The organism is Achromobacter sp. ISS7, from assembly GCF_056523125.1.
This window is the reverse complement of sequence record NZ_JAWRZD010000001.1, coordinates 699,424-721,876: the sequence shown is the minus strand read 5'-3', so window position 1 is coordinate 721,876 and position 22,453 is coordinate 699,424. Positions and strand designations below refer to the sequence as shown.

Annotated in this window: 21 protein-coding genes; 1 reads left to right on the top strand and 20 read right to left on the bottom strand. The window is 66.5% G+C overall.

Annotated features, from left to right (window positions below; all coding sequences use genetic code 11):
• Positions 1–110: 110 nt before the first annotated feature.
• The 13 genes from hflC to ndk all read right to left on the bottom strand — a co-directional run bounded on the left by hflC (position 111) and on the right by ndk (position 12,913).
• Entirely contained in the window at positions 111–1,013 is a 903-nt protein-coding gene (gene hflC, locus AC1HFW_RS03260; protein WP_024068353.1) for a protease modulator HflC, read from the bottom strand.
• 18 nt (positions 1,014–1,031) lie between these two features.
• Positions 1,032–2,336: an FtsH protease activity modulator HflK gene (hflK, locus tag AC1HFW_RS03255; RefSeq protein ID WP_061071870.1), complete on the bottom strand. Its 1,305-nt coding sequence runs from the start codon at positions 2,334–2,336 to the stop codon at positions 1,032–1,034.
• Complete coding sequence (gene hflX, locus AC1HFW_RS03250; protein ID WP_061071871.1) at positions 2,302–3,408, bottom strand: GTPase HflX; 1,107 nt, start codon at positions 3,406–3,408, stop codon at positions 2,302–2,304. The genes hflK and hflX overlap by 35 nt, the downstream gene beginning before the upstream one ends.
• Positions 3,409–3,492: 84 nt before the next feature.
• Positions 3,493–3,729, bottom strand: a complete 237-nt coding sequence (hfq, locus tag AC1HFW_RS03245) for an RNA chaperone Hfq (protein WP_006218585.1) — start codon at positions 3,727–3,729, stop codon at positions 3,493–3,495.
• Between the two features lie 161 nt (positions 3,730–3,890).
• Positions 3,891–4,958 carry a histidinol-phosphate transaminase gene (gene hisC, locus AC1HFW_RS03240; protein WP_061071872.1) on the bottom strand — a complete coding sequence of 356 codons (1,068 nt, stop codon included), beginning with the start codon at positions 4,956–4,958 and terminating at the stop codon, positions 3,891–3,893.
• Positions 4,959–4,961: 3 nt separating this feature from the next.
• Positions 4,962–6,317, bottom strand: coding sequence for a ribosome biogenesis GTPase Der (gene der, locus AC1HFW_RS03235; RefSeq protein WP_006393979.1), 1,356 nt, complete (start codon positions 6,315–6,317; stop codon positions 4,962–4,964).
• 25 nt (positions 6,318–6,342) lie between these two features.
• On the bottom strand, positions 6,343–7,500 hold the full coding sequence (gene bamB / locus AC1HFW_RS03230) for an outer membrane protein assembly factor BamB (protein WP_035360171.1): 1,158 nt from the start codon (positions 7,498–7,500) through the stop codon (positions 6,343–6,345).
• A 5-nt stretch (positions 7,501–7,505) separates the two neighbouring features.
• A complete protein-coding gene (locus tag AC1HFW_RS03225) occupies positions 7,506–8,144 on the bottom strand; it encodes a YfgM family protein (RefSeq protein WP_006393977.1) in 639 nt (212 codons plus the stop codon).
• Between the two features lie 3 nt (positions 8,145–8,147).
• The gene (gene hisS / locus AC1HFW_RS03220) at positions 8,148–9,437 is read right to left on the bottom strand and encodes a histidine--tRNA ligase (protein ID WP_104021818.1); all 1,290 of its coding nucleotides are present in this window, start codon (positions 9,435–9,437) and stop codon (positions 8,148–8,150) included.
• A 55-nt stretch (positions 9,438–9,492) separates the two neighbouring features.
• Positions 9,493–10,779 (bottom strand): flavodoxin-dependent (E)-4-hydroxy-3-methylbut-2-enyl-diphosphate synthase, encoded by a 1,287-nt coding sequence (gene ispG / locus AC1HFW_RS03215; RefSeq protein ID WP_116521389.1) that lies wholly within the window; start codon positions 10,777–10,779, stop codon positions 9,493–9,495.
• A gap of 15 nt (positions 10,780–10,794) precedes the next feature.
• Entirely contained in the window at positions 10,795–11,295 is a 501-nt protein-coding gene (locus AC1HFW_RS03210; RefSeq protein ID WP_061071875.1) for a helix-turn-helix domain-containing protein, read from the bottom strand.
• Entirely contained in the window at positions 11,292–12,446 is a 1,155-nt protein-coding gene (rlmN, locus tag AC1HFW_RS03205) for a dual-specificity RNA methyltransferase RlmN (protein WP_479281753.1), read from the bottom strand. Before rlmN ends, AC1HFW_RS03210 begins: the two co-directional genes overlap by 4 nt.
• Positions 12,447–12,487: 41 nt before the next feature.
• Positions 12,488–12,913 (bottom strand): nucleoside-diphosphate kinase, encoded by a 426-nt coding sequence (ndk, locus tag AC1HFW_RS03200; protein WP_006393972.1) that lies wholly within the window; start codon positions 12,911–12,913, stop codon positions 12,488–12,490.
• 433 nt (positions 12,914–13,346) lie between these two features.
• Here ndk and AC1HFW_RS03195 point away from each other — a divergent pair, with 433 nt between their 5' ends.
• The gene (locus tag AC1HFW_RS03195) at positions 13,347–16,247 is read left to right on the top strand and encodes a valine--tRNA ligase (protein ID WP_479281751.1); all 2,901 of its coding nucleotides are present in this window, start codon (positions 13,347–13,349) and stop codon (positions 16,245–16,247) included.
• Positions 16,248–16,348: 101 nt separating this feature from the next.
• Here the strand turns inward: AC1HFW_RS03195 and AC1HFW_RS03190 are convergent, their stop codons facing one another.
• The 7 genes from AC1HFW_RS03190 to rimM all read right to left on the bottom strand — a co-directional run bounded on the left by AC1HFW_RS03190 (position 16,349) and on the right by rimM (position 22,437).
• Complete coding sequence (locus AC1HFW_RS03190; RefSeq protein WP_479281749.1) at positions 16,349–17,638, bottom strand: NAD(P)/FAD-dependent oxidoreductase; 1,290 nt, start codon at positions 17,636–17,638, stop codon at positions 16,349–16,351.
• Positions 17,639–17,647: 9 nt separating this feature from the next.
• Positions 17,648–18,379, bottom strand: coding sequence for an amino acid ABC transporter ATP-binding protein (locus AC1HFW_RS03185; protein ID WP_061071879.1), 732 nt, complete (start codon positions 18,377–18,379; stop codon positions 17,648–17,650).
• Complete coding sequence (locus AC1HFW_RS03180) at positions 18,376–19,029, bottom strand: amino acid ABC transporter permease (RefSeq protein ID WP_006393967.1); 654 nt, start codon at positions 19,027–19,029, stop codon at positions 18,376–18,378. The genes AC1HFW_RS03185 and AC1HFW_RS03180 overlap by 4 nt, the downstream gene beginning before the upstream one ends.
• Positions 19,030–19,148: 119 nt before the next feature.
• Positions 19,149–19,901, bottom strand: a complete 753-nt coding sequence (locus tag AC1HFW_RS03175; RefSeq protein WP_024068344.1) for an ABC transporter substrate-binding protein — start codon at positions 19,899–19,901, stop codon at positions 19,149–19,151.
• Between the two features lie 90 nt (positions 19,902–19,991).
• On the bottom strand, positions 19,992–20,666 hold the full coding sequence (locus AC1HFW_RS03170; RefSeq protein ID WP_035360162.1) for a helix-turn-helix domain-containing protein: 675 nt from the start codon (positions 20,664–20,666) through the stop codon (positions 19,992–19,994).
• A gap of 335 nt (positions 20,667–21,001) precedes the next feature.
• Positions 21,002–21,820, bottom strand: coding sequence for a tRNA (guanosine(37)-N1)-methyltransferase TrmD (trmD, locus tag AC1HFW_RS03165; RefSeq protein ID WP_116521382.1), 819 nt, complete (start codon positions 21,818–21,820; stop codon positions 21,002–21,004).
• Positions 21,820–22,437 carry a ribosome maturation factor RimM gene (rimM, locus tag AC1HFW_RS03160; RefSeq protein ID WP_035360160.1) on the bottom strand — a complete coding sequence of 206 codons (618 nt, stop codon included), beginning with the start codon at positions 22,435–22,437 and terminating at the stop codon, positions 21,820–21,822. Before rimM ends, trmD begins: the two co-directional genes overlap by 1 nt.
• Positions 22,438–22,453 lie beyond the last annotated feature (16 nt).

Here is a 22,453-nt window from a genome sequence, read left to right as displayed (position 1 = left end):
GCAACACCGTCCCCGATTGCCTCGCCGCGCGCGGCGGCCTGGCCTGCCCGCCAGGAAAAAGCCCCTTGGCGCAGGCCAAGGGGCTTTGGGATACCGCTTAAGGCGCCGCCTTACTTGGCGGGCACGGTCACCGGGGCCAGGGCCTGGCCGGTGGGGTCCTTCATGAACTGGAAGAAGCTGGAGCTGGGGTCGACCACCAGCACGTCGCCCGGCTTCGAGAACGAAGCGCGGTAGGCTTCCAGGCTCTTGTAGTACGTGTAGAACTGCGGGTTCTTGCCGTAGGCCTGCGAGTAGATCGCGGCGGCCGCGGCATCGCCCTCGCCCATGATCGTCTGGGCCTTGGCGTAGGCCTGGGCCACGATCACTTCGCGTTGGCGGTCGGCTTCGGCGCGGATCTTCTCGCCCTCGGCGGCGCCGATCGAGCGCAGCTCGTTGGCGACGCGGGTACGTTCGGCTTCCATGCGGCGGTACACCGATTCCGAGATCTCGGGCGCGAACTCGATGCGGCGCAGGCGCACGTCGACGATCTGCACGCCCAACGGCTCGGCGCGCTTGGCGACGTTGGTCAGGATTTCGGCCATGATCTTGTCGCGTTCGGTCGAGACCACGTCGCGCACCGTGCGCACGTTGACCGAGGCGTTGAGCGCGTCGCGGATCTGCGCTTGCAGGCGTTCCTGCGCGGCGCGTTCGTTGCCGCCGAAGGTCACGTAGTACAGGCGGGGATCCGCGATGCGCCACTTGACGTACGAGTCGATCAGCAGGTTCTTCTTTTCGGAAGTCTGGATGCGCTCGGCTTCGTTGGTTTCGATGGTCAGGATGCGCTTGTCCAGCGTCACCACGTTCTGGAACGGCGGCGGCGCCTTGAAGTACAGGCCGGGCTCGCTGATGACCTTGCGCACTTCACCCAGCGAGAACACCAGGGCGTAGTCGCGCTCGCGCACCACGAACACGCAGGAAGAAAGGGCGGCCAGCACGATGAGCAGGCCGACCAGGATGGGCATAAGACGTTGCATGATCAAGAATCCTCCGGGTTAGCGCGACTGGCGGTCGCGGGGCAGCGCGTTGCTATTGCTGCTGCCGGAGGGTTGCGGGGCCGGCGCCACGTTGCCGCGGAGCGGCGACTGGGCGGGCGGATTGATCAGGGTCGACGAACCGGCGCTGCCGGCAGCGGCCTTGCTGGCGTCTTGCGCGGCCAGATGCATGATCTTGTCCAAGGGCAGGTACAACATGTTGTTGTTGCTCTTGGTGTCGACCATGACCTTGCTGGCGCGAGTGAAGATCTCCTGCATGCTTTCCAGGTACATGCGCTGACGCATGACCTGCGGCGCCTTCTCGTATTCGCCCAGGATGCTGGTGAAGCGCGCGGTATTACCCTGCGCGTCGCCCGTGACCTTGGCGCGGTAGCCCTCGGCCTGCTCCATCATGCGCGAGGCCTGGCCGCTGGCGAGCGGCACGACCTGGTTGGCGTAGGCCTGGCCTTCGTTGATCTGGCGTTCGCGATCCTGACCGGCCTTGACGGCGTCGTCGAACGCGGCCTGCACCTGTTCAGGCGGCTGCACGTTCTGGATGGCGACGGTGCTGATCTGCACGCCGGTCTGGTAGCGATCCAGGATCTGCTGCATCAGCGCCTGGACCTGGGTGGCGACGGTGGTCCGGCCTTCGTACAGCACGAAGTCCATGGACTGCTTGCCGACCACTTCGCGCATGGCGGTTTCGGACGCCTGACGCACGGAATCGTCCGGGTCGCGGGTCATGAACAGGTAGTCGGGCGCGCCATCGGCGCGCAGGCGGTATTGCACGACGAACTGCATGTCGACGATGTTCTCGTCCGTCGTGAGCATTAGCGCCTCGGGCAGCACCTTGTTGCGGGCGCCGCCACGGAAACCGACTTCGAACGTGCGCAGTTGCGACACGTTGACCATTTCATGGCTCTGGATGGGGTACGGCAGGCGCCATTGGAAACCGGCCTGCGACGTGCTCTTGTACTTGCCGAACTGGGTGACGACGGCGACCTGGCCTTCCTGGACGATATAGAAGCCACTGGCCGCCCAGATGCCGACCGCGACCAGGGCGATCACTCCCAGTCCGATGCGCGCGCCCCGCGGCGACGGCGGCGTCATGCCACCGCGATTGCCACCGGGGCGGTTGTTGCCACCCCCGCCCTTGCGGCCGAACAACGATCCGATGCGATTATTGAAATCGCGCCAGACCTCGTCGAGGTCGGGCGGACCGTCTCCGTTGCCTTGGGGCCGCTTGGGCGGCGGCTCGGAGCCATTGTTGTTTCCACGACCCCAGCCGGGGTCATTCAGATTGAAGAGTTTGATAATTCGAGGCATTGTTTCCCACAATCTGTCCGGTCTCCGCAATTGCCCCGCGCAACGCGTCCAAACCGGCGCGCTCGGTGGCGCTTACAAATACTCGCGCAATCGTACCATGGGCGTCGCGCTCCGCCCGGGGTTCCAGGCCAGCACGGTCGATCTTGTTGTATACCAGAATGGTGGGAATCGAGGCAGCCCCGATTTCCGCCAGCACCTTGTTGACCTCGAAGATCTGCTCGTCGCGCTGCGGACTGGCGGCGTCGACCACGTGCAGCAGCAGGTCGGCGTGCACGGTCTCTTCGAGCGTGGCGCGGAACGCGGCGATCAGGTCGTGAGGCAGGTCGCGGATGAAGCCCACGGTATCCGACACCACCACGTTGCCCGCCCCTTCGATCCAGATGCGACGGGTGGTCGTGTCGAGCGTGGCGAACAACTGGTCCGCCGCGTAGGTGTCGGCGCGGGTCAAGGCGTTGAATAGTGTCGACTTGCCGGCGTTGGTGTACCCCACCAGCGACACCGACAGGGCGCCGCCCCGGGCCCGCGCGCGGCGCTGCGTGACACGCTGGCGCTCGACCCGGTCCAGGCGCTCGCGCAGCGTCTTGACCTTGGCGCCGATCATGCGGCGGTCCATTTCGAGCTGCGATTCGCCGGGGCCGCGCATGCCAATACCGCCGCGCTGACGTTCCAAGTGGCTCCACATGCGCGTCAGGCGCGTGGCCAGATGCTGCAACTGCGCCAGTTCGACCTGCAGCTTGCCTTCGTGGCTCTTGGCGCGCAGCGCGAAGATGTCCAGGATCAACGCCACGCGATCCACCACGCGCAGGTTGAAGACCCGTTCCAGGTTGCGCTGCTGGGCCGGCGACAGGGGCTGGTCGAACAAGACGATGTCGGCCAGCAGCGCCTGGGCCATGCCCACGCCCTCATCGGCCTTGCCGGAACCGATGAAGAACTTGGCGTCGGGACGGTCGCGGCGGGCCGTGAGCGTGCCGACGATTTCCGCGCCGGCGCCCTTGGCCAGCATGGCGAATTCCTCGGCGTGTGCCGTGAAGTCGGGATCACCCAGATCCACGCTGATGATCAGTGCGCGCATACATGCACCATTTTGGAGCCAAAGCGAAAATGCCCGCCGACGTGGAACGTCCGGCGGGCAATAAAAGGTACTGCGGGAGCGAGATTACTCAGCAGGGACTTCCACCTGAAAATTCACGGCGCGGGCGGGAACAACGGTGGAAATGGCGTGCTTGTAGACCATTTGCGTGACCGTGTTACGCAGCAGCACCACGTATTGGTCGAAAGATTCGATTTGCCCTTGAAGCTTGATACCGTTCACCAGGTAGATCGACACCGGCACATGATCCTTGCGCAGCGTGTTCAGGAACGGATCTTGCAGAGTTTGCCCTTTATTGCTCATTGGCCAGGCTCCATTTGTTTGTTATTGAGTGATGACGCGCTTTTTACAGGTGGGGCACGTCGAAACATGTACTCTACAGGGTTTTCCCGGCCCGTGCTACTTGTGTCGGATGCAAAAGATGACACCAGAGTTTTCCGCCGGAAGGGCCCTTCAGCCGGGGTTCAGACGAGCTCGGCGAGCGCTTTCAGAAGCAATTCGCACTGCTCGTCCGTGCCCACTGTAATACGCAGAAACTGGTCTATGCGCGGCAGGCGGAAATGGCGCACGATGATGCTGCGCTCGCGCAGGCCGGCGGCCAGCGCGGCGGCATCGCGCGAGGCGTGCCGGGTGAACACGAAGTTGGCGCTGGACGGCAGCACCTCGAAGCCCAGGGCCTGCAGGCCGGCCGTCATCCGCCCGCGGGTCTGGATCACCGCCTGGCGGGTCTGTTCGAAGTAGTCGACGTCCTCGAGCGCGGCGACCGCGCCGGCCGAGGCCAGGCGATCCACCGGATAGGAATTGAAGCTGTTCTTGACGCGCTCCAGGCCGTCGATCAGCGCCGGGCTGCCAACCGCGAAACCGACCCGCAGGCCGGCCAGCGAACGCGATTTGGACAGCGTCTGGATGACCAGCAGGTTGTCGTAGCGCGTGGTCAGCGGGATGGCCGATTCGGCGCCGAAATCGACGTAGGCCTCGTCCACCACCACCACGCAATCCGGGTTGCCCGCCAGCACGCGCTCGATCTCCGCCAGCGTCAGCGCGCGGCCGGTGGGCGCGTTGGGATTGGGGAAGATGATGGCGCCGGCCTGGCCATGGCGGCCCGGCAGGTAGTCTTCGACGTCGATGCGGAAATCTTCCGTCAGCGGCAGCGTCTCGTAATCGATGCCGTACAGGCCGCAATAGACGGGATAGAAGCTGTAGGTGATGTCGGGAAAGCGCAGCGGACGCTCGTGCTTGAGCAGCGCCAGGAAGGCGTGCGCCAGCACTTCATCCGAGCCGTTGCCCACGAAGACGCTGGCCGGCGCCACGCCGACGGCCGTCGCCACCGCCTGGCGCAGGCGGTCGGACGACGGATCGGGATAAAGCTTGAGCGTGTCGTCGCACGCCGCGCGGATCGCCTCGAGCACCTTGGGCGACGGCCCGTAGGGATGCTCGTTGGTATTGAGCTTGACCAGGTTCTGAAGCTTGGGCTGCTCGCCCGGGACATACGGACTGAGCGTCCCGACCACGGGACTCCAGAAACGGCTCATGGATCAGCTTTCCTGCGCGTAGGGGTTGTGCGAAGACTTGAACTCGATCCGCAGCGGCGTGCCGGCCAGATCGAAGGCGTTGCGGAAACGGGTTTCCAGGTAGCGGCGGTACGAATCGGGCACCGAGTCGAGGGCGTTGCCGTGGATGACCACCAGCGGGGGGTTCTGTCCGCCCTGGTGCGCATAGCGCATCTTGGGACGGAAGATGCCCTTGCGGGGCGGCGGCTGCTGCTCGACGGCGGCCTGCAGTTCGCGCGTCAGCTTGGGCGTGGACAGCTTGGCGAAGGCGGCGGCGTGGGCGGCGTTGACCGACTTGAGCAGCGGCTTGATGCCCTGCCCGCGCAAGGCCGAGATGGTGTGCACGCGGGCGAACGACAGGAAGCGCAGCTTGCGCATGAATTCGCGCTCGATGCGTTCCTTTTCCTCGCCGTCCAGGCCGTCCCACTTGTTGATGGCCAGGACCACGGCGCGGCCGGTTTCCAGCACGAAGCCGGCGATGTGGGCGTCCTGCTCGGAGATTTCGGTCTGCGCGTCCAGCATCAGCAGCACGACGTTGCTGGCCTCGATGGCCTGCAGCGTCTTGATGACGGAGAACTTCTCGACCGCCTCGAACACCTTGCCGCGCTTGCGCAGGCCGGCGGTGTCGATCAGCGTGTAGCGGCGGCCATCGCGCTCGAAGTCGATCTCGATGGCGTCGCGGGTGGTGCCGGGCATGTCGAACGCGATCACGCGCTCTTCGCCCATCAGCGTGTTGATCAGCGTGGACTTGCCGACGTTGGGGCGGCCCACGATGGCCAGCTTGATGCGGTGGTCGTGCTCGCCCTCTTCGGCCGCTTCCTCTTCCTCGGCGGGCGGCTCGGCCAGGTCCTGCAGCGCGAGTTCGATCAGGTCGACGATGCCGTCGCCGTGCGCCGCCGAGATGGGATAGGGTTGCCCCAGGCCCAGCTCGTGGAATTCGGCGATGGCGGCGCCCGCCCCCATGCCTTCGGCCTTGTTCACCGCCAGCAGCACGCGCTGCTGCCCCGACTTGCGCAGCAGCGTGGCGATTTCGTGGTCATGCGCGTTGAGGCCGGCGCGGGCGTCCACCAGGAACACGACGACGTCGGCCTCGGCGATGGCCTGCCGGGTCTGGCGCGCCATTTCCAGCAGGATGCCGTCCTTGGCGACCGGCTCGAAACCGCCCGTGTCGATGGCGATGAAGGGGATATCGCCCACCCTGCCCTCGCCGTAATGGCGATCGCGGGTCAGGCCGGAAAAATCGGCCACCAGCGCGGCGCGCGATCGCGTCAGGCGATTGAATAGGGTCGATTTCCCCACGTTGGGGCGGCCGACCAGGGCAACGACAGGCTTGAAAGACACGGTGTAAGGCTTTGTTCTTGAGGGTTTAGTTGGTGCCGATCAGGACGAGATTGCCATTGCCCGTCTGGACCAGCACACCTTGGGAAGTCGTCTGCGGCGGCGAAACGATGGCACCGCCGCCCACGGACAGGCGCGCCATCAGGCTGCCATCGCTGCGCGACAGGAAATGCACATAGCCATCCAGGTCGCCGACCGCGAGCGCGCCGCCCAGCAGGGCCGGCACGGTGAGCTGGCGGTTCTTCAGCGCGGCCTGCTTCCAGACGTTGCCGCCGTTGTCCAGCGCGAAGGCGTTGACCACGCTGTTCTGGTCGGCCGAGTAGGCAAAGCGCTGGTCCAGGGTCATGCCGCTGACGCTGGAGAAGTCCTTGGCCCAGATCGGACGGCCGCCGGCCGTGACGTCAAAGCACACGATACGCCCTTGGTAGGCCACCGCGCAAAGCAGGTTGCCGGCGATGCGGGGCGCGCCGACCACGTCGGTCAGGCGTTCCAGGTCGCTGGCGCCGCGCGGGGTGGCGACGGTGCCTTCCCATTGCACGTTGCCGCTGTCGGAGGCGATGGCCATCATCTTGCCGCCGGGCAGGCCGGTGATGACGAGGCCTTCGGCCAGCACCATCTGCGCGGCGCTGCGCAGGGCCAGCGCCGGGCCGGGACGCTGCACGCTCCAGAGGCGCTCGCCGCTGTTGGCGTCGAAGGCCTGGATGCGGTAGTCGCCGCTGCGGACCACGACGATGCCATAGCCCACCACCGGCGGGATGTTGACGTCGCTGGTGGCGCGCACCTTCCATTTGACCTTGCCGCTGTCGTCGAAGGCGACCACGTCGCCGTCGGGCGAGGCCACGGCCGTGGTGGTGCCGTCGCTGCCGGCGCCCGCGGTCAGCTTCACGCCGGCCTGCGACTTCCAGATGGGACGGCCGCTTTGCAGGTCGAACTTGCCGACCGAGCCATCGGGCGTGGCGGCGTAGATGGCGTTTTCCAGCACCGTGGGCGCGAAGCCCAGGCCGGAACCGCTGCCGATCGAGGTCGACCAGACCTGGCGCACCGACATGCCGGCCTTGTATTCGGTCAGGGGAGCGGGGTCGTAACGGCCGTCGTCATGGGAAAACAGGCCGCAACCGCCCAGGGCGAGCACGCCCGTCAGGCAAACCGCGCCACGCCACGTCCGGCCAAAGGCAAATTTACGCATTACAGTCACGCTCCGCTCAGGGCATCCAGTTTCAGTTGCACAACCTGGGTCAGCGGATTCGCCGTGCCCAGGCCATCAATGGCGCTTTGCCATGCGGCACGCGCGTCCTCGCGCTTGCCTTGCGCCGCGAGGATATCGCCACGGCGGTCGGCGAACAAGGCGGCGAACGCGGCCGGGGCGTTGTTCAGCTGGCCCAGCGCGGCGTCGTATTGCTTCTGGTCCAGCAGCAGGCCCGCCAGGCGCAGCCGGGCGACGGCCTGCATGGACGGGTTCTTGGTCTGGCCGGCCAGCCATTCGAGCTGCTGGCGGGCGCCGTCGACGTCCTTCTGGGCCTGCAGCGCCTGGGCCGCCACCAGCGCGCCACGGGTGGCGTAGCCGGTCGAGCCGTATTGGTCGCGCAGGGTCGCCGCGGCGGCCTTGATGCGCACCGAGGAATCAGCGCCGCCCAGGCGGGCCGCGTCTTCGAGCGCCTCGAAATAACCCATGGCCTGGTTGGCCTTGTGCGATTGGTAGGCCTTCGAGCCCCACCAGCCGCCCCAGGCCACCGCCACGGCGGCCACCAGCGACAGCACCAGCGTGCCGTAGCGAGCCCACCACGCCTTGATCGCGTCGAGTTTTTCCTGTTCTTCCAGATCGTATGCCATGCCCTAACCCTTGAGATTCTTCAGTACGTCGGCCAAGCCCGCCAACGGGACTTGCTGCTGCGCGCCATCGCCTTGGGCGTCGGCGCGCAGGAATTTGATGCTGGCGGTCTGCGAAGCCACTTCATCGGCGCCAAGGATAACCGCAACCCGGGCGCCGCTGGCGTCGGCGCGCTTGAATTGGGACTTGAAGCTGGCGGCGCCGGCATGCACCACCACCGACAGGCCGGCGTCGCGCAGGTCTTCGCCGACCCGGGCGGCCAGGCGCTGCGCGTCTTCGCCCTGGTGCACGACATAGACGTCGCACTCGGCCGGGGCCTCGACCTGCACGCTCTGTTCCCACAGGTCCAGCAAGCGCTCCATGCCGATGGCGAAGCCGACGGCCGGCGCGGCCTTGCCGCCCAGCAGTTCGATCAGGCCGTCGTAGCGGCCGCCGCCGCACACCGTGCCCTGGGAACCCAGGCGGTCGGTGACCCATTCGAAGACGGTCAGGTTGTAGTAGTCGAGCCCGCGCACCAGGCGCGGGTTGAGGCGGTATTCGATGCCGGCGTCGGTCAGGCGCTGGCACACGCCGTCGAAGTGGGCGCGCGATTCCTCGCCCAGGAAGTCGAACAGGCGCGGGGCGCTGTCGGCCATTTCCTGCATGGCGGGGTTCTTGGTGTCCAGCACGCGCAGCGGGTTGGTGTAGAGGCGGCGCTTGCCGTCCTCGTCCAGGATATCGCTGTGCTTTTCCAGGTGCGCGATCAGCGCGGCGCGATGCGCGGCGCGCTCGGCCGGCTGGCCCAGCGAGTTCAGCTCCAGGCGCACGTCGGTCAGGCCCAGCAGCTTCCACAGGCGGGCCAGCATGACGATCAGTTCGGCGTCCACGTCGGGACCGGCGAAGCCCAGGGCCTCGACGTCGATCTGGTGGAACTGGCGGTAGCGGCCGCGCTGCGGGCGCTCGTGGCGGAACACCGGGCCGATCGAGTAGACGCGCTGCGGACGGTCGTACAGCAGGTTGTGCTCGATCGAGGCGCGCACGATGCCGGCGGTCATCTCGGGCCGCATGGTCAGCGATTCGCCGTTGAGCGCATCGGTGAACGTGTACATCTCTTTTTCGACGATGTCGGTCACTTCGCCGATGCCGCGCGTGAACAGGCGCGTATGCTCAAGCACGGGCGTACGCACATTGCGATAGCCGTAGCCGCGCAGCCAGCCGCGCACGATTTCCTCGAATTGCTCCCAGCGGGCGCTGGGCCCTGGCAGCAGGTCATTCATGCCGCGGATCGCGGCGACTTTCTGGAAAGCTTGAGTCATCTTGATCATGCCGCCCCGCGCGCTGGCAAGCGCGCCTCGCGGCCACACCCTTTCTTTAATGAGAGGCGAGCGCGCCATAGCGGCGCGCCACGTAGTCTTCAACGATGGCCTGGAATTCTTCGGCGATATGGTCGCCCTTCAGGGTGACCGTGCGCTCGCCGTCGACGAACACCGGCGCGGCCGGCACCTCGCCGGTGCCCGGCAGGCTGATGCCGATGTCCGCGTGGCGGCTTTCGCCAGGCCCGTTGACCACACAGCCCATGACCGCGACGTTCATGCTTTCGACGCCGGGGTATTGGGCGCGCCACACCGGCATCTGCCGGCGCAGGTAGGACTGGATGCTATCGGCCAGTTCCTGGAAGAACGTGCTGCTGGTGCGGCCGCAACCGGGGCAGGCCACCACCATGGGCGTGAACGCGCGCAGGCCCATGGTCTGCAGGATTTCCTGCGCCACCACGGCTTCGCGGCCGCGGTCGCCGCCGGGTTCCGGCGTCAGCGAGATGCGGATGGTGTCGCCGATGCCCTGCTGCAGCAGCACGGCCAGCGCCGCGGTCGAGGCGACGATGCCCTTGCTGCCCATGCCGGCCTCGGTCAGGCCCAGGTGCAGCGGATAGTCGCAACGCGCCGACAGGTCGCGGTAGACCGTGATCAGGTCCTGCACGTGGCTGACCTTGCACGACAGGATGATGGCGTCGCGGCGCAGGCCGAGTTCCTCGGCGCGCTGGGCGTTGCTGATGGCGGACACCACCAGCGCGTCGCGCATCACCGCCTGCGCTTCCCAGGGCTGGGCGCGGCGGCTGTTCTCGTCCATCTTGCGCGCCATCAGCTCGTGGTCCAGGCTGCCCCAGTTCACGCCGATGCGCACCGGCTTGTCGTAGCGGCAAGCCACCTCGATCATCTGGGCGAAGTTGTCGTCACGACGCTTGCCGCCGCCCATGTTGCCGGGATTGATGCGGTACTTGGACAGCGCCTGGGCGCAGTCCGGGAATTGCGTCAGCAGCTTGTGGCCGTTGTAGTGGAAGTCGCCCACCAGCGGCACGTCCACGCCCATGCGGTCGAGCTGCTCGCGGATCGCCATGACTTCCTTGGCGGCCTCGGGCGTATTGACGGTGATGCGCACCATCTCGGAACCGGCCAGCGCCAGTTCCTTGACCTGGATCGCCGTGGCGATGGCGTCGGCGGTGTCGGTGTTGGTCATGGACTGGACCACCACCGGCGCGTCGCCGCCGATCATGACCGTGCGGTCGCCCCACTTCACCGCCACCGAACGCGTGACGCGGCGGGAAGCCGCGCCCACTGAGGGCGGCGGCGCATCCTGGCAAGGCAGAGAGGAATCTTGCATCGGCTAAACCGGTATTTACTTGGACAGCTTGGGGAGCCAGTCGAACGCCAGCCACTGCTGCGGCAGCCAGCCTTGCCAGAAGGCGTAGGCGACGCCGGCGGCCAGCACCAGCACGATGGCGATCAGCCAGCCCCAGGAGGTCGAGGACCCGCGATCGTCGTCCGCGCTCGACTGGGGAATGGAATGCGCCGAATGCAGCGCGCCCGGGCTCAGCTTGACCGGGCCGGTGACGCGGGCCTTGGGGTCGAGCGAATCGACGATGGCCTGGGAATCGGCGCCCAGCATGCGGGCGTAGTTGCGGATCAGGCCGCGCAGCGAGACGCCGGTGGGCAGCTCGCCCCACTGTTCGTTCTCGAGGGCCTCGATCTGCTTGGCCGAGAACTTGATGCGGCTGGACACTTCCTCGAGCGACCAGCCCTTGGACTGGCGCAGCGTGCGCAGCGCCGAGCCCACCTTGCCCGAATCCCCTGCGCCCGCGGGCGTTTCTGAAACTGCAGAAGCGATATCCTGCGTCATGCATGCACCTGTCTAATTGGTATGGTCTGGCGCTGCGCGGCGTTCCGTTCGGTGATCCGGGTACGGTCGCGCACTTCTCCGGCCAGTTGACCACAAGCGGCATCGATATCGTCCCCCCGGGTCTTGCGAACCGTCGTGATGATGCCGGCGTCCATCAGACGCTGGGCGAACACCTTGACGCGGGCCGTCTGCGAACGCTTCAGGCCGGACGCGGGGAAGGGATTGAACGGGATCAGATTGAGCTTGCAGCGGATCTGGCGTGCGATGTTTATCAGTTCCTTGGCGTGCTGGTCGGTATCGTTGATGCCGTCCAGCATGCAGTATTCAAACGTGATGAAGTCGCGCGGGGCGAAAGCCAGGTAGCGTTCGCACGCGGCCAGCAACTCCTTCAACGGGTATTTCTTGTTCAGCGGCACCAGCTCGTCGCGCAGCGCGTCGTTGGGCGCATGCAGCGACACGGCCAGTGCCACCGGACAGTCCTGCGACAGGCGGTCCATCATGGGCACCACGCCCGAGGTGGACACCGTGACGCGGCGGCGCGACAGGCCATAGGCGTTGTCGTCGAGCATCAGGCGCAGGGCCGGCAGCACCTGGTCGTAGTTGAGCAGGGGCTCGCCCATGCCCATCATGACCACGTTGCTGATGACGCGGGTATCTTCGGTGGCGCGGGCGCTTTCCAGGCGCGCGGTGCCGATGTCGGCTTCCAGCACGCGCTTGGCCCACCACAGCTGGCCGATGATCTCGCTGGTCTTGAGGTTGCGGTTGAACCCCTGGTGCCCGGTCGAGCAGAAACGGCAGTTCACCACGCAGCCGGCCTGGCTGGAGATGCACAACGTGCCGCGGTCGTCTTCGGGGATGAAGACGGTTTCGATGGCGTTGCCCTGCCCCACGTCGAACAGCCACTTGCGGGTGCCGTCCGACGAGCGTTGCTCGGTGTTGACCGCCAGCGCCTCGATGACGCAACGCGACGCCAGCTGGCCGCGGAAATCGCGGGCCAGGTCGGTCATGGCGTCGAACGAATCGGCGCCGCGCTGGTGCATCCAGCGCTGCAGCTGACGGGCGCGAAACGGCTTGCCGCCCCACTGCCCGACGAGTTCGGACAGGGCGGAGGCATCCAGCCCCAACAGGTTGATTCGTTCGACGGTTTCCATGACCAGGGTATTGCTATGACGCTAAAACGATTTCCGGAAAATCAACGGCTGTGGATGTTGATTTCGGGGAAGAAGAAAGCCACTTCGACGGCGGCCGTTTCCGGCGCGTCCGAGCCGTGCACGGCGTTGGCGTCGATGCTGTCGGCGAAGTCGGCGCGGATGGTGCCCGGGGCGGCCTTCTTGGGGTCGGTGGCGCCCATCAGGTCGCGGTTCTTCAGGATGGCGTCTTCGCCTTCCAGCACTTGCACGAACACGGGACCGGAGATCATGAAGTCAACCAGGTCCTTGAAGAAGGGGCGTTCCTTGTGCACGGCGTAGAAACGCTCGGCGTCGGCGCGCGACAGCTGGGCCAGGCGGGCGGCGATGACCTTCAGGCCGGCTTGTTCGAAACGGCCGACGATCTGGCCGATGACGTTCTTGGCGACGGCGTCGGGCTTGATGATCGAGAGGGTACGTTGGATGGACATGAGAACTCCAAAAACTGATTGCTGACTGGTTTCTATGATTGCCTGGCGTGGCCTGCGCTTGTCGGTGTCACCCTTCAAGCGGCATCGCGCCATGGGCGCGCAAGCGGCTCGGAACAGCTGCGTTGACAGCGCGTTCCGGGCCGTCCCGGCCGCCTGTGCCAAGGCGGGGATTCGACACTGTCCACCCTTCGGAGTTATCCCGGGGTTGCCCCCGGGTTGTCCCACCTCGAGTGCTTCGCTCGGTTCATTGTGCTGAAATTCGCAGCGTTTTTTCAATGAACTTTTGGCGAAACCTCAATGAATTCAGGGACTTCTAAAAGGTTTACAGTAACCCGGTATTCTAACACGCCGATACGACCGCATTACATCTTAAAATGAGCGGTTTGCTTGCCCGTTTCCATCGACCGGGCGCCCTGTCTGCCGGAACCCTGTAATGACTCAAGCTGCTCCCCCGAACGCCGCGCCCGCCGCGACCGACTCCCCGGAACTCTCCAAGAGCTTCGAACCCGCCGAACTCGAATCCCGCTGGTACGCCGAGTGGGACAAGCGCGGCTACTTCGCCGCGGGGTCGCACGTAAAAAAGGGGACGGAAAACAAGGCCGAGCCTTACGTCATCCAGTTCCCGCCGCCCAACGTGACGGGCACGCTGCACATGGGCCACGCGTTCAACCAGACCATCATGGATGGCCTGATCCGCTACCACCGCATGCTGGGCGACGACACCGTCTTCATTCCGGGGACGGACCACGCCGGCATCGCCACGCAGATCGTGGTTGAAAGACAGCTCGACGCCCAGAAGGTTTCGCGTCACGACCTCGGCCGCGAGAAATTCGTCGAAAAAGTGTGGGAATGGAAGGAAAAGTCGGGCAGCGCCATCACCGGCCAGGTGCGCCGGCTGGGCGCCTCGGCCGACTGGCCGCGCGAGTACTTCACCATGGACGACCGCATGTCGCGCGGCGTGGTGGAGACCTTCGTGCGCCTGCATAAACAGGGCCTGATCTACCGCGGCAAGCGCCTGGTCAACTGGGACCCCAAGCTGCTGACGGCCGTGTCCGACCTGGAAGTGCAGTCGGAAGAGACCGACGGCCACATGTGGCACATCCTCTACCCCTTCGTCGACGGTCCGCAGACCATCGTCGACAAGGACGGCCAGACGGTCACCCTGCGCGGCATGACCATCGCCACCACCCGCCCCGAGACCATGCTGGCCGACGGCGCGCTGTGCGTGCACCCCGAAGACCCGCGCTACAAGCACCTTGTCGGCAAGCAGGTCGAGCTGCCGCTGTGCGACCGCAACATCCCCATCATCGCGGATGACTTCGTCGACCCCGAATTCGGCACCGGCTGCGTCAAGATCACCGGCGCGCACGATTTCAACGACTACGCCTGCGCGATGCGCCACGACCTGCCGCTGATCGTGATCTTCACGCTCGACGCGCACATCAACGAAAACGGCCCCAAGCAGTTCCAGGGCATGGAGCGCTACGAAGCCCGCAAGGCCGTGGTCGCCCAGCTGGAAGCCGAGGGCTACCTGGTCAAGGTCGAGCCGCACAAGATGATGCAGCCCAAGGGCGACCGCACCGGCGTCGTGCTCGAGCCCATGCTGACCGACCAGTGGTTCGTCGCCATGAGCAAGCCGGCCCCCGAGGGCACGCTCAACCCGGGCAAGAGCATCACCGAAGTGGCGCTGGAAGTGGTGGCCGACGGCCGCATCCAGTTCTACCCGGACAACTGGACCACCATCTACAACCAGTGGCTCAACAACATCCAGGACTGGTGTATTTCGCGCCAGCTGTGGTGGGGCCACCAGATTCCCGCCTGGTACGCGGAAGACGGCCAGGTGTTCGTCGCCCACGACGAAGCCGAAGCGATCCAGCAGGCCCGCGCCGCCGGCGTCACCGGCGAGCTCAAGCGCGATCCGGACGTGCTGGACACCTGGTTCTCGTCGGGCCTGGTGCCCTTCACCACGCTCGGCTGGCCCGACCAGACGCCCGACCTGCAGCGCTACCTGCCGTCCAGCGTGCTGGTCACCGGCTTCGACATCATCTTCTTCTGGGTCGCGCGCATGGTCATGCTGACCACACACCTGACCGGCCAGATCCCGTTCAAGCACGTCTACGTGCACGGCCTGATCCGCGACGCCGACGGCCAGAAGATGAGCAAGTCCAAGGGCAACACGCTCGACCCGGTCGACCTGATCGACGGCATCGACCTGGACGGCCTGGTGGCCAAGCGCACCTACGGCCTGATGAATCCCAAGCAGGCCGGCGCCATCGAAAAGGCGACGCGCCGCCAGTATCCGGACGGCATCCCCGCCTTCGGCACCGACGCGCTGCGCTTCACCATGGCCGCCTACGCGACCCTGGGCCGCAACATCAACTTCGACCTGAAGCGTTGCGAGGGCTACCGCAACTTCTGCAACAAGCTCTGGAACGCCACCCGTTTCGTGCTGATGAACACCGAAGGCCACGACCTGACCGGTTCGGACGCGGGCGAAACCTCGTTCGTCGACCGCTGGATCGTCAGCCAGCTGCAGGCGCTGGAAGCCGAGGTGGCGCGCGGCTTTGCCGACTACCGCTTCGACAACGTCGCCAACGCGCTGTACCGCTACGTCTGGGACGAATACTGCGACTGGTACCTGGAACTGGCCAAGGTGCAGATCCAGACCGGCACGCCGGCCCAGCAGCTGGGCACGCGCCGCACGCTGATTCGCGTGCTGGAAGGCGTGCTGCGCCTGGCTCACCCGATCATTCCGTTCATCACCGAAGAGCTGTGGCAGAAGGTCTCGGTGGTGGCCGGCAAGCGCCAGGAAGGCGTCGCCGACAGCGTCAGCGTGCAGCCGTTCCCGCAGGCCAACCCGGCCGCCGTGGACACCGCCGCCGAAGCCGACGTGGCCGAGCTGAAGGCCCAGATCGAGGCCGTGCGCGCGCTGCGCGGCGAGATGAGCCTGTCGCCGGCCCAGAAGGTGCCGCTGTGCGCCCAGGGCGACGCGCCCACGCTGACGCGCAACGCCCCCTACCTGGCCGCGCTGGCCAAGCTCAGCCAGGTCGACGTGCTGGACGTCCTGCCCGACGCCGGCGCGCCGGTGCAGGTGGTCGGCGCCAGCCGCCTGATGCTGCACGTCGAGGTCGACGTGGCCGCCGAGCGCGTGCGCCTGGACAAGGAGATCGCCCGCCTGGAAGGCGAGATCGCCAAGGCCAACGGCAAGCTGTCCAACGCCAGCTTCGTCGAACGCGCCCCGGCCGCCGTGGTCGAGCAGGAAAAGGCCCGCGTCGCGCAATTCGGCGAGACGCTGCAGAAGGTACGCGAACAGCGCGGCAAGCTGGGCAATTGATCGCCTGACACGCCGCATGCAAAAAGCCCCGGACCTGTCCGGGGCTTTTTTTTCGCGGCTGTCTTGGCGCCGGATATCGCTCCGGCGCGTGCCGCGCCAGCCTACACGCCGCCGTCCGTCATGCGGTACCACGTGACCACCGCGTTGACGTACAGGCGCCGCAACCCATAGAGCGGGAACGGCGTCACCGGCGACAAGGGCACCGGCAGCGCCTTGGCGTCGCCGCTGACGAGGTACTGCGCCATGGCGCGCCCCATGCTGGTCTGCAGGCCCACGCCGCGCCCCTGGCAGCCGATATCCACCAGCAAGCCGGGCTGCGGCTCGTGCAGGTGCGGCAGGTAGTCGCGGGTGATGGCCACGCGGCCGCACCAGCGGTATTCGAACGGCGTGCCGGCCACCTGCGGGAACATCTTCACCATCACCCGTTCCAGGTGGGCCCAGTCCTGCGGCCCCTTGGGCTCGCGGAACGGCCCGCGCCCGCCCATCAGCAGGCGGCCCTGGTGATCCAGCCGGAAATAGAGCAGCAGGTTGCGGGTATCGGAGGTGACCTGCCCTTCCGGGAAGATGCCCGCGCGCAGGTGCTCCGGCAGCGGCGTGGTCGCGACCTGGAAGGTGTTGGCGTCGATGATCGAGGTCTTCAGGCCCGGCAGCAGGTCGGCGCCGTAGGCGTTGGTGCACATCACCACGCGGTCGGCCGTCACGCTGGCGCCGCCGGCGGTGGTGGCGATCCACTTGCCGCCGTCGCGCTTGAGCCCGGTGACGGGCGTATCGGTATGGATCACCGCGCCCGCGTTCAAGGCTGCCAGCGCCAGGCCGCGCGCATAGCTCAGCGGCTGCACCGCGCCCGCGCGCCGGTCGATCCAGCCGCCCGGGTAGCGATCGGAGCCGATCAGGCGCGCCACCTGCGCCTTGTCGAGCGGCTGCGCGTCGGCGCCATGGCGCGCCCATTGCGCCGCGCGGGCATGCGCCAGTTCCAGCGTTGCGGGATTGTGGGCGCCCTGGATCCAGCCGCTGCGCACGTGCGGCACATCCATTGCGTGCCGCTCGATCAGGTTGAACACCGAATCGGCGGTGGCGCCGGCAAAGCGCACCAGGCGCTCACCCCGCTCGCCGCCGAACATCGAGACCAGCGCATCGGGATCGTATTTGAGGCCCGGAATGACCTGGCCGCCGTTGCGGCCCGAACCGCCAAAACCGATCTCGCGCGCCTCCAGCAGCACCACGCGCACGCCTTGCTCGGCCAGGTGCAGCGCGGTGCTCAGGCCGGCATAGCCGCCACCCACCACCAGCACGTCGGCCTGCGCGGACTGCGCCAGCGGCTGCGTGTCCGGCGGCGGCGCCGCGGTGGCGGCCCAGAGCGATGGGGAAAGCGGAAACGGCGTCTGCGACATGATGGTTCCTCACATGGGATGCAGCACGCGGCGCAGGAAATCCTGCGTGCGCGGGTGCTGCGGCTGATTCAGCACTTCACGGGCGGCGCCCTGCTCAACCATCACGCCGCCGTCAAAGAACATGACGCGATCCGCGACCTCGCGCGCGAAACTCATCTCGTGCGTCACGACGACCATGGTCATGCCGGCCTCGGCCAGCTTGCGCATCACCCCCAGCACGTCGCCCACCAGTTCAGGGTCGAGCGCCGAGGTCGGTTCGTCGAACAGGATCGCCTTGGGCTGCATCGCCAGCGCCCGCGCGATCGCCACGCGCTGCTGCTGGCCGCCGGACAGTTGCGGCGGATGGGCGTCGGCCTTGTCGGCCAGGCCGACGCTGGCCAGCAATTCACGGCCGCGCTCCAGCGCCTGTGCGCGCGGCTCGCCCTTCACGTAGATCGGCCCTTCCACCACGTTCTCCAGCGCGGTACGATGCGGGAACAGGTTGAAGCGCTGGAACACCATCGCCACCTGCGTGCGGATGGAGACGATGGAGGCTGCGTCGCAGTCCACCAGCTCGCCATCCACGGTGATGCGGCCGGCGTTGTAGCGCTCCAGCCCGTTGATGCAGCGCAGGATGGTGGACTTGCCCGAGCCGGACGGCCCGATCACGCACACCACCTCGCCCTTGCTGACCTCGGCGTCGATGCCCTTGAGCACCTCCAGCGACCCGAAGCTCTTGCGCACGCCCTTGAGTTCGATCATTTGGCGGCACTCCTCTTTTCCAGATGCCGCACCAGCAGGATCAGCGGCACGCACATCACCAGGTACATCAGCGCCACCAGCGAGAACACGGTGGCGTTCTTGAACGTCGACACGGCGATCAGCTTGCCCTGCAGGGCAAGCTCGGCCACCGTGATGGTGGACGCCTGCGACGAGTCCTTGAGCATCATGATCATGATGTTGCCGTAGGGCGGCAGCACGATCTTGACGGCCTGCGGCAGCACCACGCGGCGCATGGTCATGCTCCAGCTCATGCCCATCGCCATGGCCGCCTCGATCTGGCCGCGGTCGATGGCCTCGATGCCGGCGCGGAAGTTCTCCGCCTGGTAGGCCGAATAGGCGATGCCCAGGCCGATGATGGCCGCCTGCACCGCCGTCAGCGCGATGCCCATGTCCGGCATCACGAAGTAGATGTAGAACAGCAGCACGATGATCGGGATGCCGCGCAGCAGGTTGATCACGCCCGCGCTGAACTTGGACAGGTATTTGTTGCCGGAGACCCGCATCAGCGCCCACACCAGCCCCAGCAGCGTGGACAGGACCAGCGACCCGAGCGTCACCAGGATGGTGAGCTTGGCCCCCTGCAACAGGATCGGCAGGTACTCCGCCGCGTCTTTGAAGAATTCCGTCATGACTCGATTCACCCCTACTGGGCCGCATCCGGGAAGCCGGGTCGCGGCCGGTCCGCGCGCCAGGGCGCGCAGTCCGGGCGGACGCCTGTCACGGCGCCGCGCCCGCCATCAAACGGGCGTCAGCCGCCCAGCCCCCACTTCTTCAGGATCTGGTCGATGGCGCCATCGGCCTTCAGCTTGGCCAGCGCCTTGTTGATGCGTTCGAGCAAGGCGGTGTCGTCCTTGCGCGTGGCCAGGCCCAGGCTGCCCATGACGGTGGGCTGGTAGGACTGCGCCATCTTCAGGTTGGGATAGTTGCCCTGGGTCAGGATGTACGCGGCGATCGGGTAGTCCATGAAGCCGCCCTGGATGCGGCCGGCGTTGGCGTCGCGCATCATGTCCGGCGGATTGTCGTAGAGCTTCACTTCCTTGAACACGCCGCTCTTCTGGATCGGCTCGACGAAGGCGGTGCCGACCTGCACGCCGACCGTCATGCCCTTCATGTCGGCGAAGGACTTGTATTCCTTGTTGTCGCTCTTGAGCACCATCAGGCCTTCGCCGTAGCGGTAGACCGGCTCCGAGAAACTCACCACCTGCTGGCGCTGCGGCGTGATGAACATGGCCGCCGAGACGATGTCGATGCGCTTGGAGGTAAGCGAACCGATCAGCGCCGAAAACGCCATGGGCTCGATCTGCACCTCGAAACCGGCCTCCTTGCCGACCGCTTTCACGATGTCGACCATCACCCCCTCGATGGAATTGGTCTTGGTGTCGAGAAAGGTGAACGGACTGCCGGTGGGCGTGGACCCCACCTTCAGCACCGTCTGGGCCTGCGCGGCCGTGGCCGTGGACAATGCTGCGAATACAGAGACAACCAGAGTCTTGAATTTCATGACATTTCCTCATCTAGGCAAAGAGTTCCGGAGCGTGCCCGGAAGGCGGATGATCCCCAGTGTCATCGCGCCGATTCACTGCCCGCGCGCTCAAGGCGGCGGTTGCGTCACATCCCCCGCGGCTTGATTGATGTTCGAGATGGCCCAGATGACCTCGGTCGCCTGGGAGCCGGGATTGCGCCAGCGCCGCGGCGTGCTGCTGGCATAGCAGAAACTGTCGCCTTCCTTGAGCAGCACGACGCGGTCGCCCACCCAGAGTTCGAGCGTGCCCTTGAGCACCACGCCGATCTGCTCGCCCTGCCCGGTCACGAACAGCTCGTTGCCGGTCGAACCGCCGGGCTCGATGGTGGCGCGGCACAGGTCCATGCTGCGGCACGCGGGCGGCGTGTACATCTCCTTGACGATGCCCTTCTCGCGCAGGTCGATGTAGCGGTGCGTGCCGGCGCGGGCGACACGGCCGCCGTCCTCGCCTTCGGTGTGTTCGGCGTTGCGCAGCAAGGCGTTGACCGATACGCCGAACTCGCGCGCCAGCTGGTGCAGCGTCTTCACCGACGCCGAGCTCAGGCCGCGCTCGATCTGGCTGAGCAGCCCCAGCGACATGCCGCAGGCCTGCGCCACGTCCGCCAGCGAACGGCCGTGCTGCTTGCGCAACTGGCGCAGCTGCTGGCCCAGCCACATGTCGACGGCGGACTCGGGACGGCCCGCCGCCAGCGATGGCTTGGACAGCGCGGCGGCATCACTCGGCATGGGAGAGGATCGGCTCATATGAAAATTTCATTTTTATGTAATTTTCAATACTAAGGAGCGAGGCGAGCCGCTACAACCTAGGAGCATCCCTAGGCCGAACCGGTCTTGGAAAACGGGAAAAGGCTTGCAGAGGAATCCCGCGCGATGAACGGCGGCACGCCGGCCGGCGCTGCGGGAACAAGGACGAACGGAGGCCGGGGCATCGGCATCAAACCGGGATGCACGCATCCTGGCGCGGGCCCCGGAAAGATGCGCCCCGCCACAGAATCGAGAGGGATGCGGAGAGGGATGCGCCCGTCACGAAACCGACAGAAGCGCGTCCTGGCGCAAGGCCTGGGGATGCGCCGGCCGGCTCAGGAAGTCTTGGGCCTGGATCCGCGGCGGCGCTTGGCGGGCAGCGGCGGCAACGGCTCGCCGGCCAGCTCGGCCAGGAAGCGTTCGTCGGCCAGCGACAACCAGCCCTGGGCGCGGGCCGACGCGATCAGCTCGGGGCGGCGCGCGACGGTCAGCGCCAGCGAGCGTTCACGGCGCCAGCGCGAGATGTTGGCGTGATGGCCACTGAGCAGCGGCGCCGGCACCGGCGCGCCCTCGTAGACCTCGGGGCGGGTGTAATGCGGGCTGTCCAGCAGGCCGGACAGCGTGTCGTTGAAGGAGTCCTGCAACGCGGAGTCGCCGTCGTTCAGCACGCCCGGCAGCAGGCGCACCGCGGCGTCGATCACGGCGAGCGCCGCGATCTCGCCGCCGGACAACACGAAGTCGCCCAGCGAGATTTCGTGCGTGACGCAGCGCTCGATGAAGCGCTGGTCGACGCCTTCGTAGCGACCGCAGATGAGAATCAGGCCGTCGCTGGCGGCCAGCGCCTCGGCGCCGGCCTGGTCGTAACGCTTGCCCACGGGCGCGAGCAGCGCCACCGGGGCAGGCCCCAGGCCTTGGGCCGCGCGCGCCGCCTGGGCGGCGTTGACGGCGGCTTCCAGCGGAGCCGCCATCATCACCATGCCGGGGCCGCCGCCATAAGGGCGGTCGTCCACGGTACGGTGGGGATCACTGGTGAAATCACGCGGATTCCAGGCATGCAGGGCCCACCGGCCCTGGGCATGGGCCCGGCCAGTGACGCCCAGGTCGCGCACCACCCCGAACATTTCGGGAAAGAGCGTCACGACATCAATGCGCATCAGAGATCCGCGGGCCAGTCGCTATCGATGCGGCGCGCGGCCAGATCGACGGCTTGGATGTGCGCGCGCACGAACGGAACGAGCATTTCGGCGGGCTTTCCCTTGGCGTTCAGGATGGGTTCGGGGCCGTCGGCCCCGACCTTCTGGCACAAGACTTTCAAGACGGCGTGAGCGCCGTTATCCAGGACCTCGTCCACCACGCCTATGAGCGCGGCGTCGCCGTTCGCCGTGGTGTACAGCGAGCAGCCAATGAGATCGACCCAGTAGTATTCGTCTTCTTCGGGCGCGGGGAAGGAACCCCGCGGCGCCTGCACGGAAAAACCGCGCAGCGCTTCGGCCTTGTCACGGTCGGCGATGCCAGCCAGCTGGGCCACCACGGTGGCGCCCTGCGAACGGACTTGCACGACCTTGTATGCGACAGGCGCAGACGCGACAGCGCCCCGCGCCAATTCAGGCACAGGGCGAGTCAACCACCATTGAGAAGCTGAGAGCAGCACTTCGGCATTGGCCGAATGCGGCTGCACCTTGACCCAGCCTTTCACACCGTAGGCCGCACTGATGCGACCCAGCTCGATCAAGTCCGCAGGCGCCGCGTTGGAATGTGCGGCATCAGACATGTGTCGGGCTATCGGT

Excerpts from the sequence above, each read along its gene's own strand:
- AC1HFW_RS03175 (WP_024068344.1), bottom strand. The coding sequence starts at position 19,901 with ATGAAATTCAAGACTCTGGTTGTCTCTGTATTCGCAGCATTGTCCACG.
- AC1HFW_RS03185 (WP_061071879.1), bottom strand. The coding sequence starts at position 18,379 with ATGATCGAACTCAAGGGCGTGCGCAAGAGCTTCGGGTCGCTGGAGGTG.
- AC1HFW_RS03190 (WP_479281749.1), bottom strand. The coding sequence starts at position 17,638 with ATGTCGCAGACGCCGTTTCCGCTTTCCCCATCGCTCTGGGCCGCCACC.
- hfq (WP_006218585.1), bottom strand. The coding sequence starts at position 3,729 with ATGAGCAATAAAGGGCAAACTCTGCAAGATCCGTTCCTGAACACGCTG.
- hflK (WP_061071870.1), bottom strand. The coding sequence starts at position 2,336 with ATGCCTCGAATTATCAAACTCTTCAATCTGAATGACCCCGGCTGGGGT.
- ndk (WP_006393972.1), bottom strand. The coding sequence starts at position 12,913 with ATGTCCATCCAACGTACCCTCTCGATCATCAAGCCCGACGCCGTCGCC.
- rlmN (WP_479281753.1), bottom strand. The coding sequence starts at position 12,446 with ATGGAAACCGTCGAACGAATCAACCTGTTGGGGCTGGATGCCTCCGCC.
- rimM (WP_035360160.1), bottom strand. The coding sequence starts at position 22,437 with ATGTCTGATGCCGCACATTCCAACGCGGCGCCTGCGGACTTGATCGAG.
- AC1HFW_RS03180 (WP_006393967.1), bottom strand. The coding sequence starts at position 19,029 with ATGACGGAATTCTTCAAAGACGCGGCGGAGTACCTGCCGATCCTGTTG.
- hisC (WP_061071872.1), bottom strand. The coding sequence starts at position 4,958 with ATGAGCCGTTTCTGGAGTCCCGTGGTCGGGACGCTCAGTCCGTATGTC.
- AC1HFW_RS03170 (WP_035360162.1), bottom strand. The coding sequence starts at position 20,666 with ATGAGCCGATCCTCTCCCATGCCGAGTGATGCCGCCGCGCTGTCCAAG.
- bamB (WP_035360171.1), bottom strand. The coding sequence starts at position 7,500 with ATGCGTAAATTTGCCTTTGGCCGGACGTGGCGTGGCGCGGTTTGCCTG.
- trmD (WP_116521382.1), bottom strand. The coding sequence starts at position 21,820 with ATGCGCATTGATGTCGTGACGCTCTTTCCCGAAATGTTCGGGGTGGTG.
- hisS (WP_104021818.1), bottom strand. The coding sequence starts at position 9,437 with ATGACTCAAGCTTTCCAGAAAGTCGCCGCGATCCGCGGCATGAATGAC.
- AC1HFW_RS03195 (WP_479281751.1), top strand. The coding sequence starts at position 13,347 with ATGACTCAAGCTGCTCCCCCGAACGCCGCGCCCGCCGCGACCGACTCC.
- hflC (WP_024068353.1), bottom strand. The coding sequence starts at position 1,013 with ATGCAACGTCTTATGCCCATCCTGGTCGGCCTGCTCATCGTGCTGGCC.
- AC1HFW_RS03225 (WP_006393977.1), bottom strand. The coding sequence starts at position 8,144 with ATGGCATACGATCTGGAAGAACAGGAAAAACTCGACGCGATCAAGGCG.
- ispG (WP_116521389.1), bottom strand. The coding sequence starts at position 10,779 with ATGCAAGATTCCTCTCTGCCTTGCCAGGATGCGCCGCCGCCCTCAGTG.
- hflX (WP_061071871.1), bottom strand. The coding sequence starts at position 3,408 with ATGCGCGCACTGATCATCAGCGTGGATCTGGGTGATCCCGACTTCACG.
- AC1HFW_RS03210 (WP_061071875.1), bottom strand. The coding sequence starts at position 11,295 with ATGACGCAGGATATCGCTTCTGCAGTTTCAGAAACGCCCGCGGGCGCA.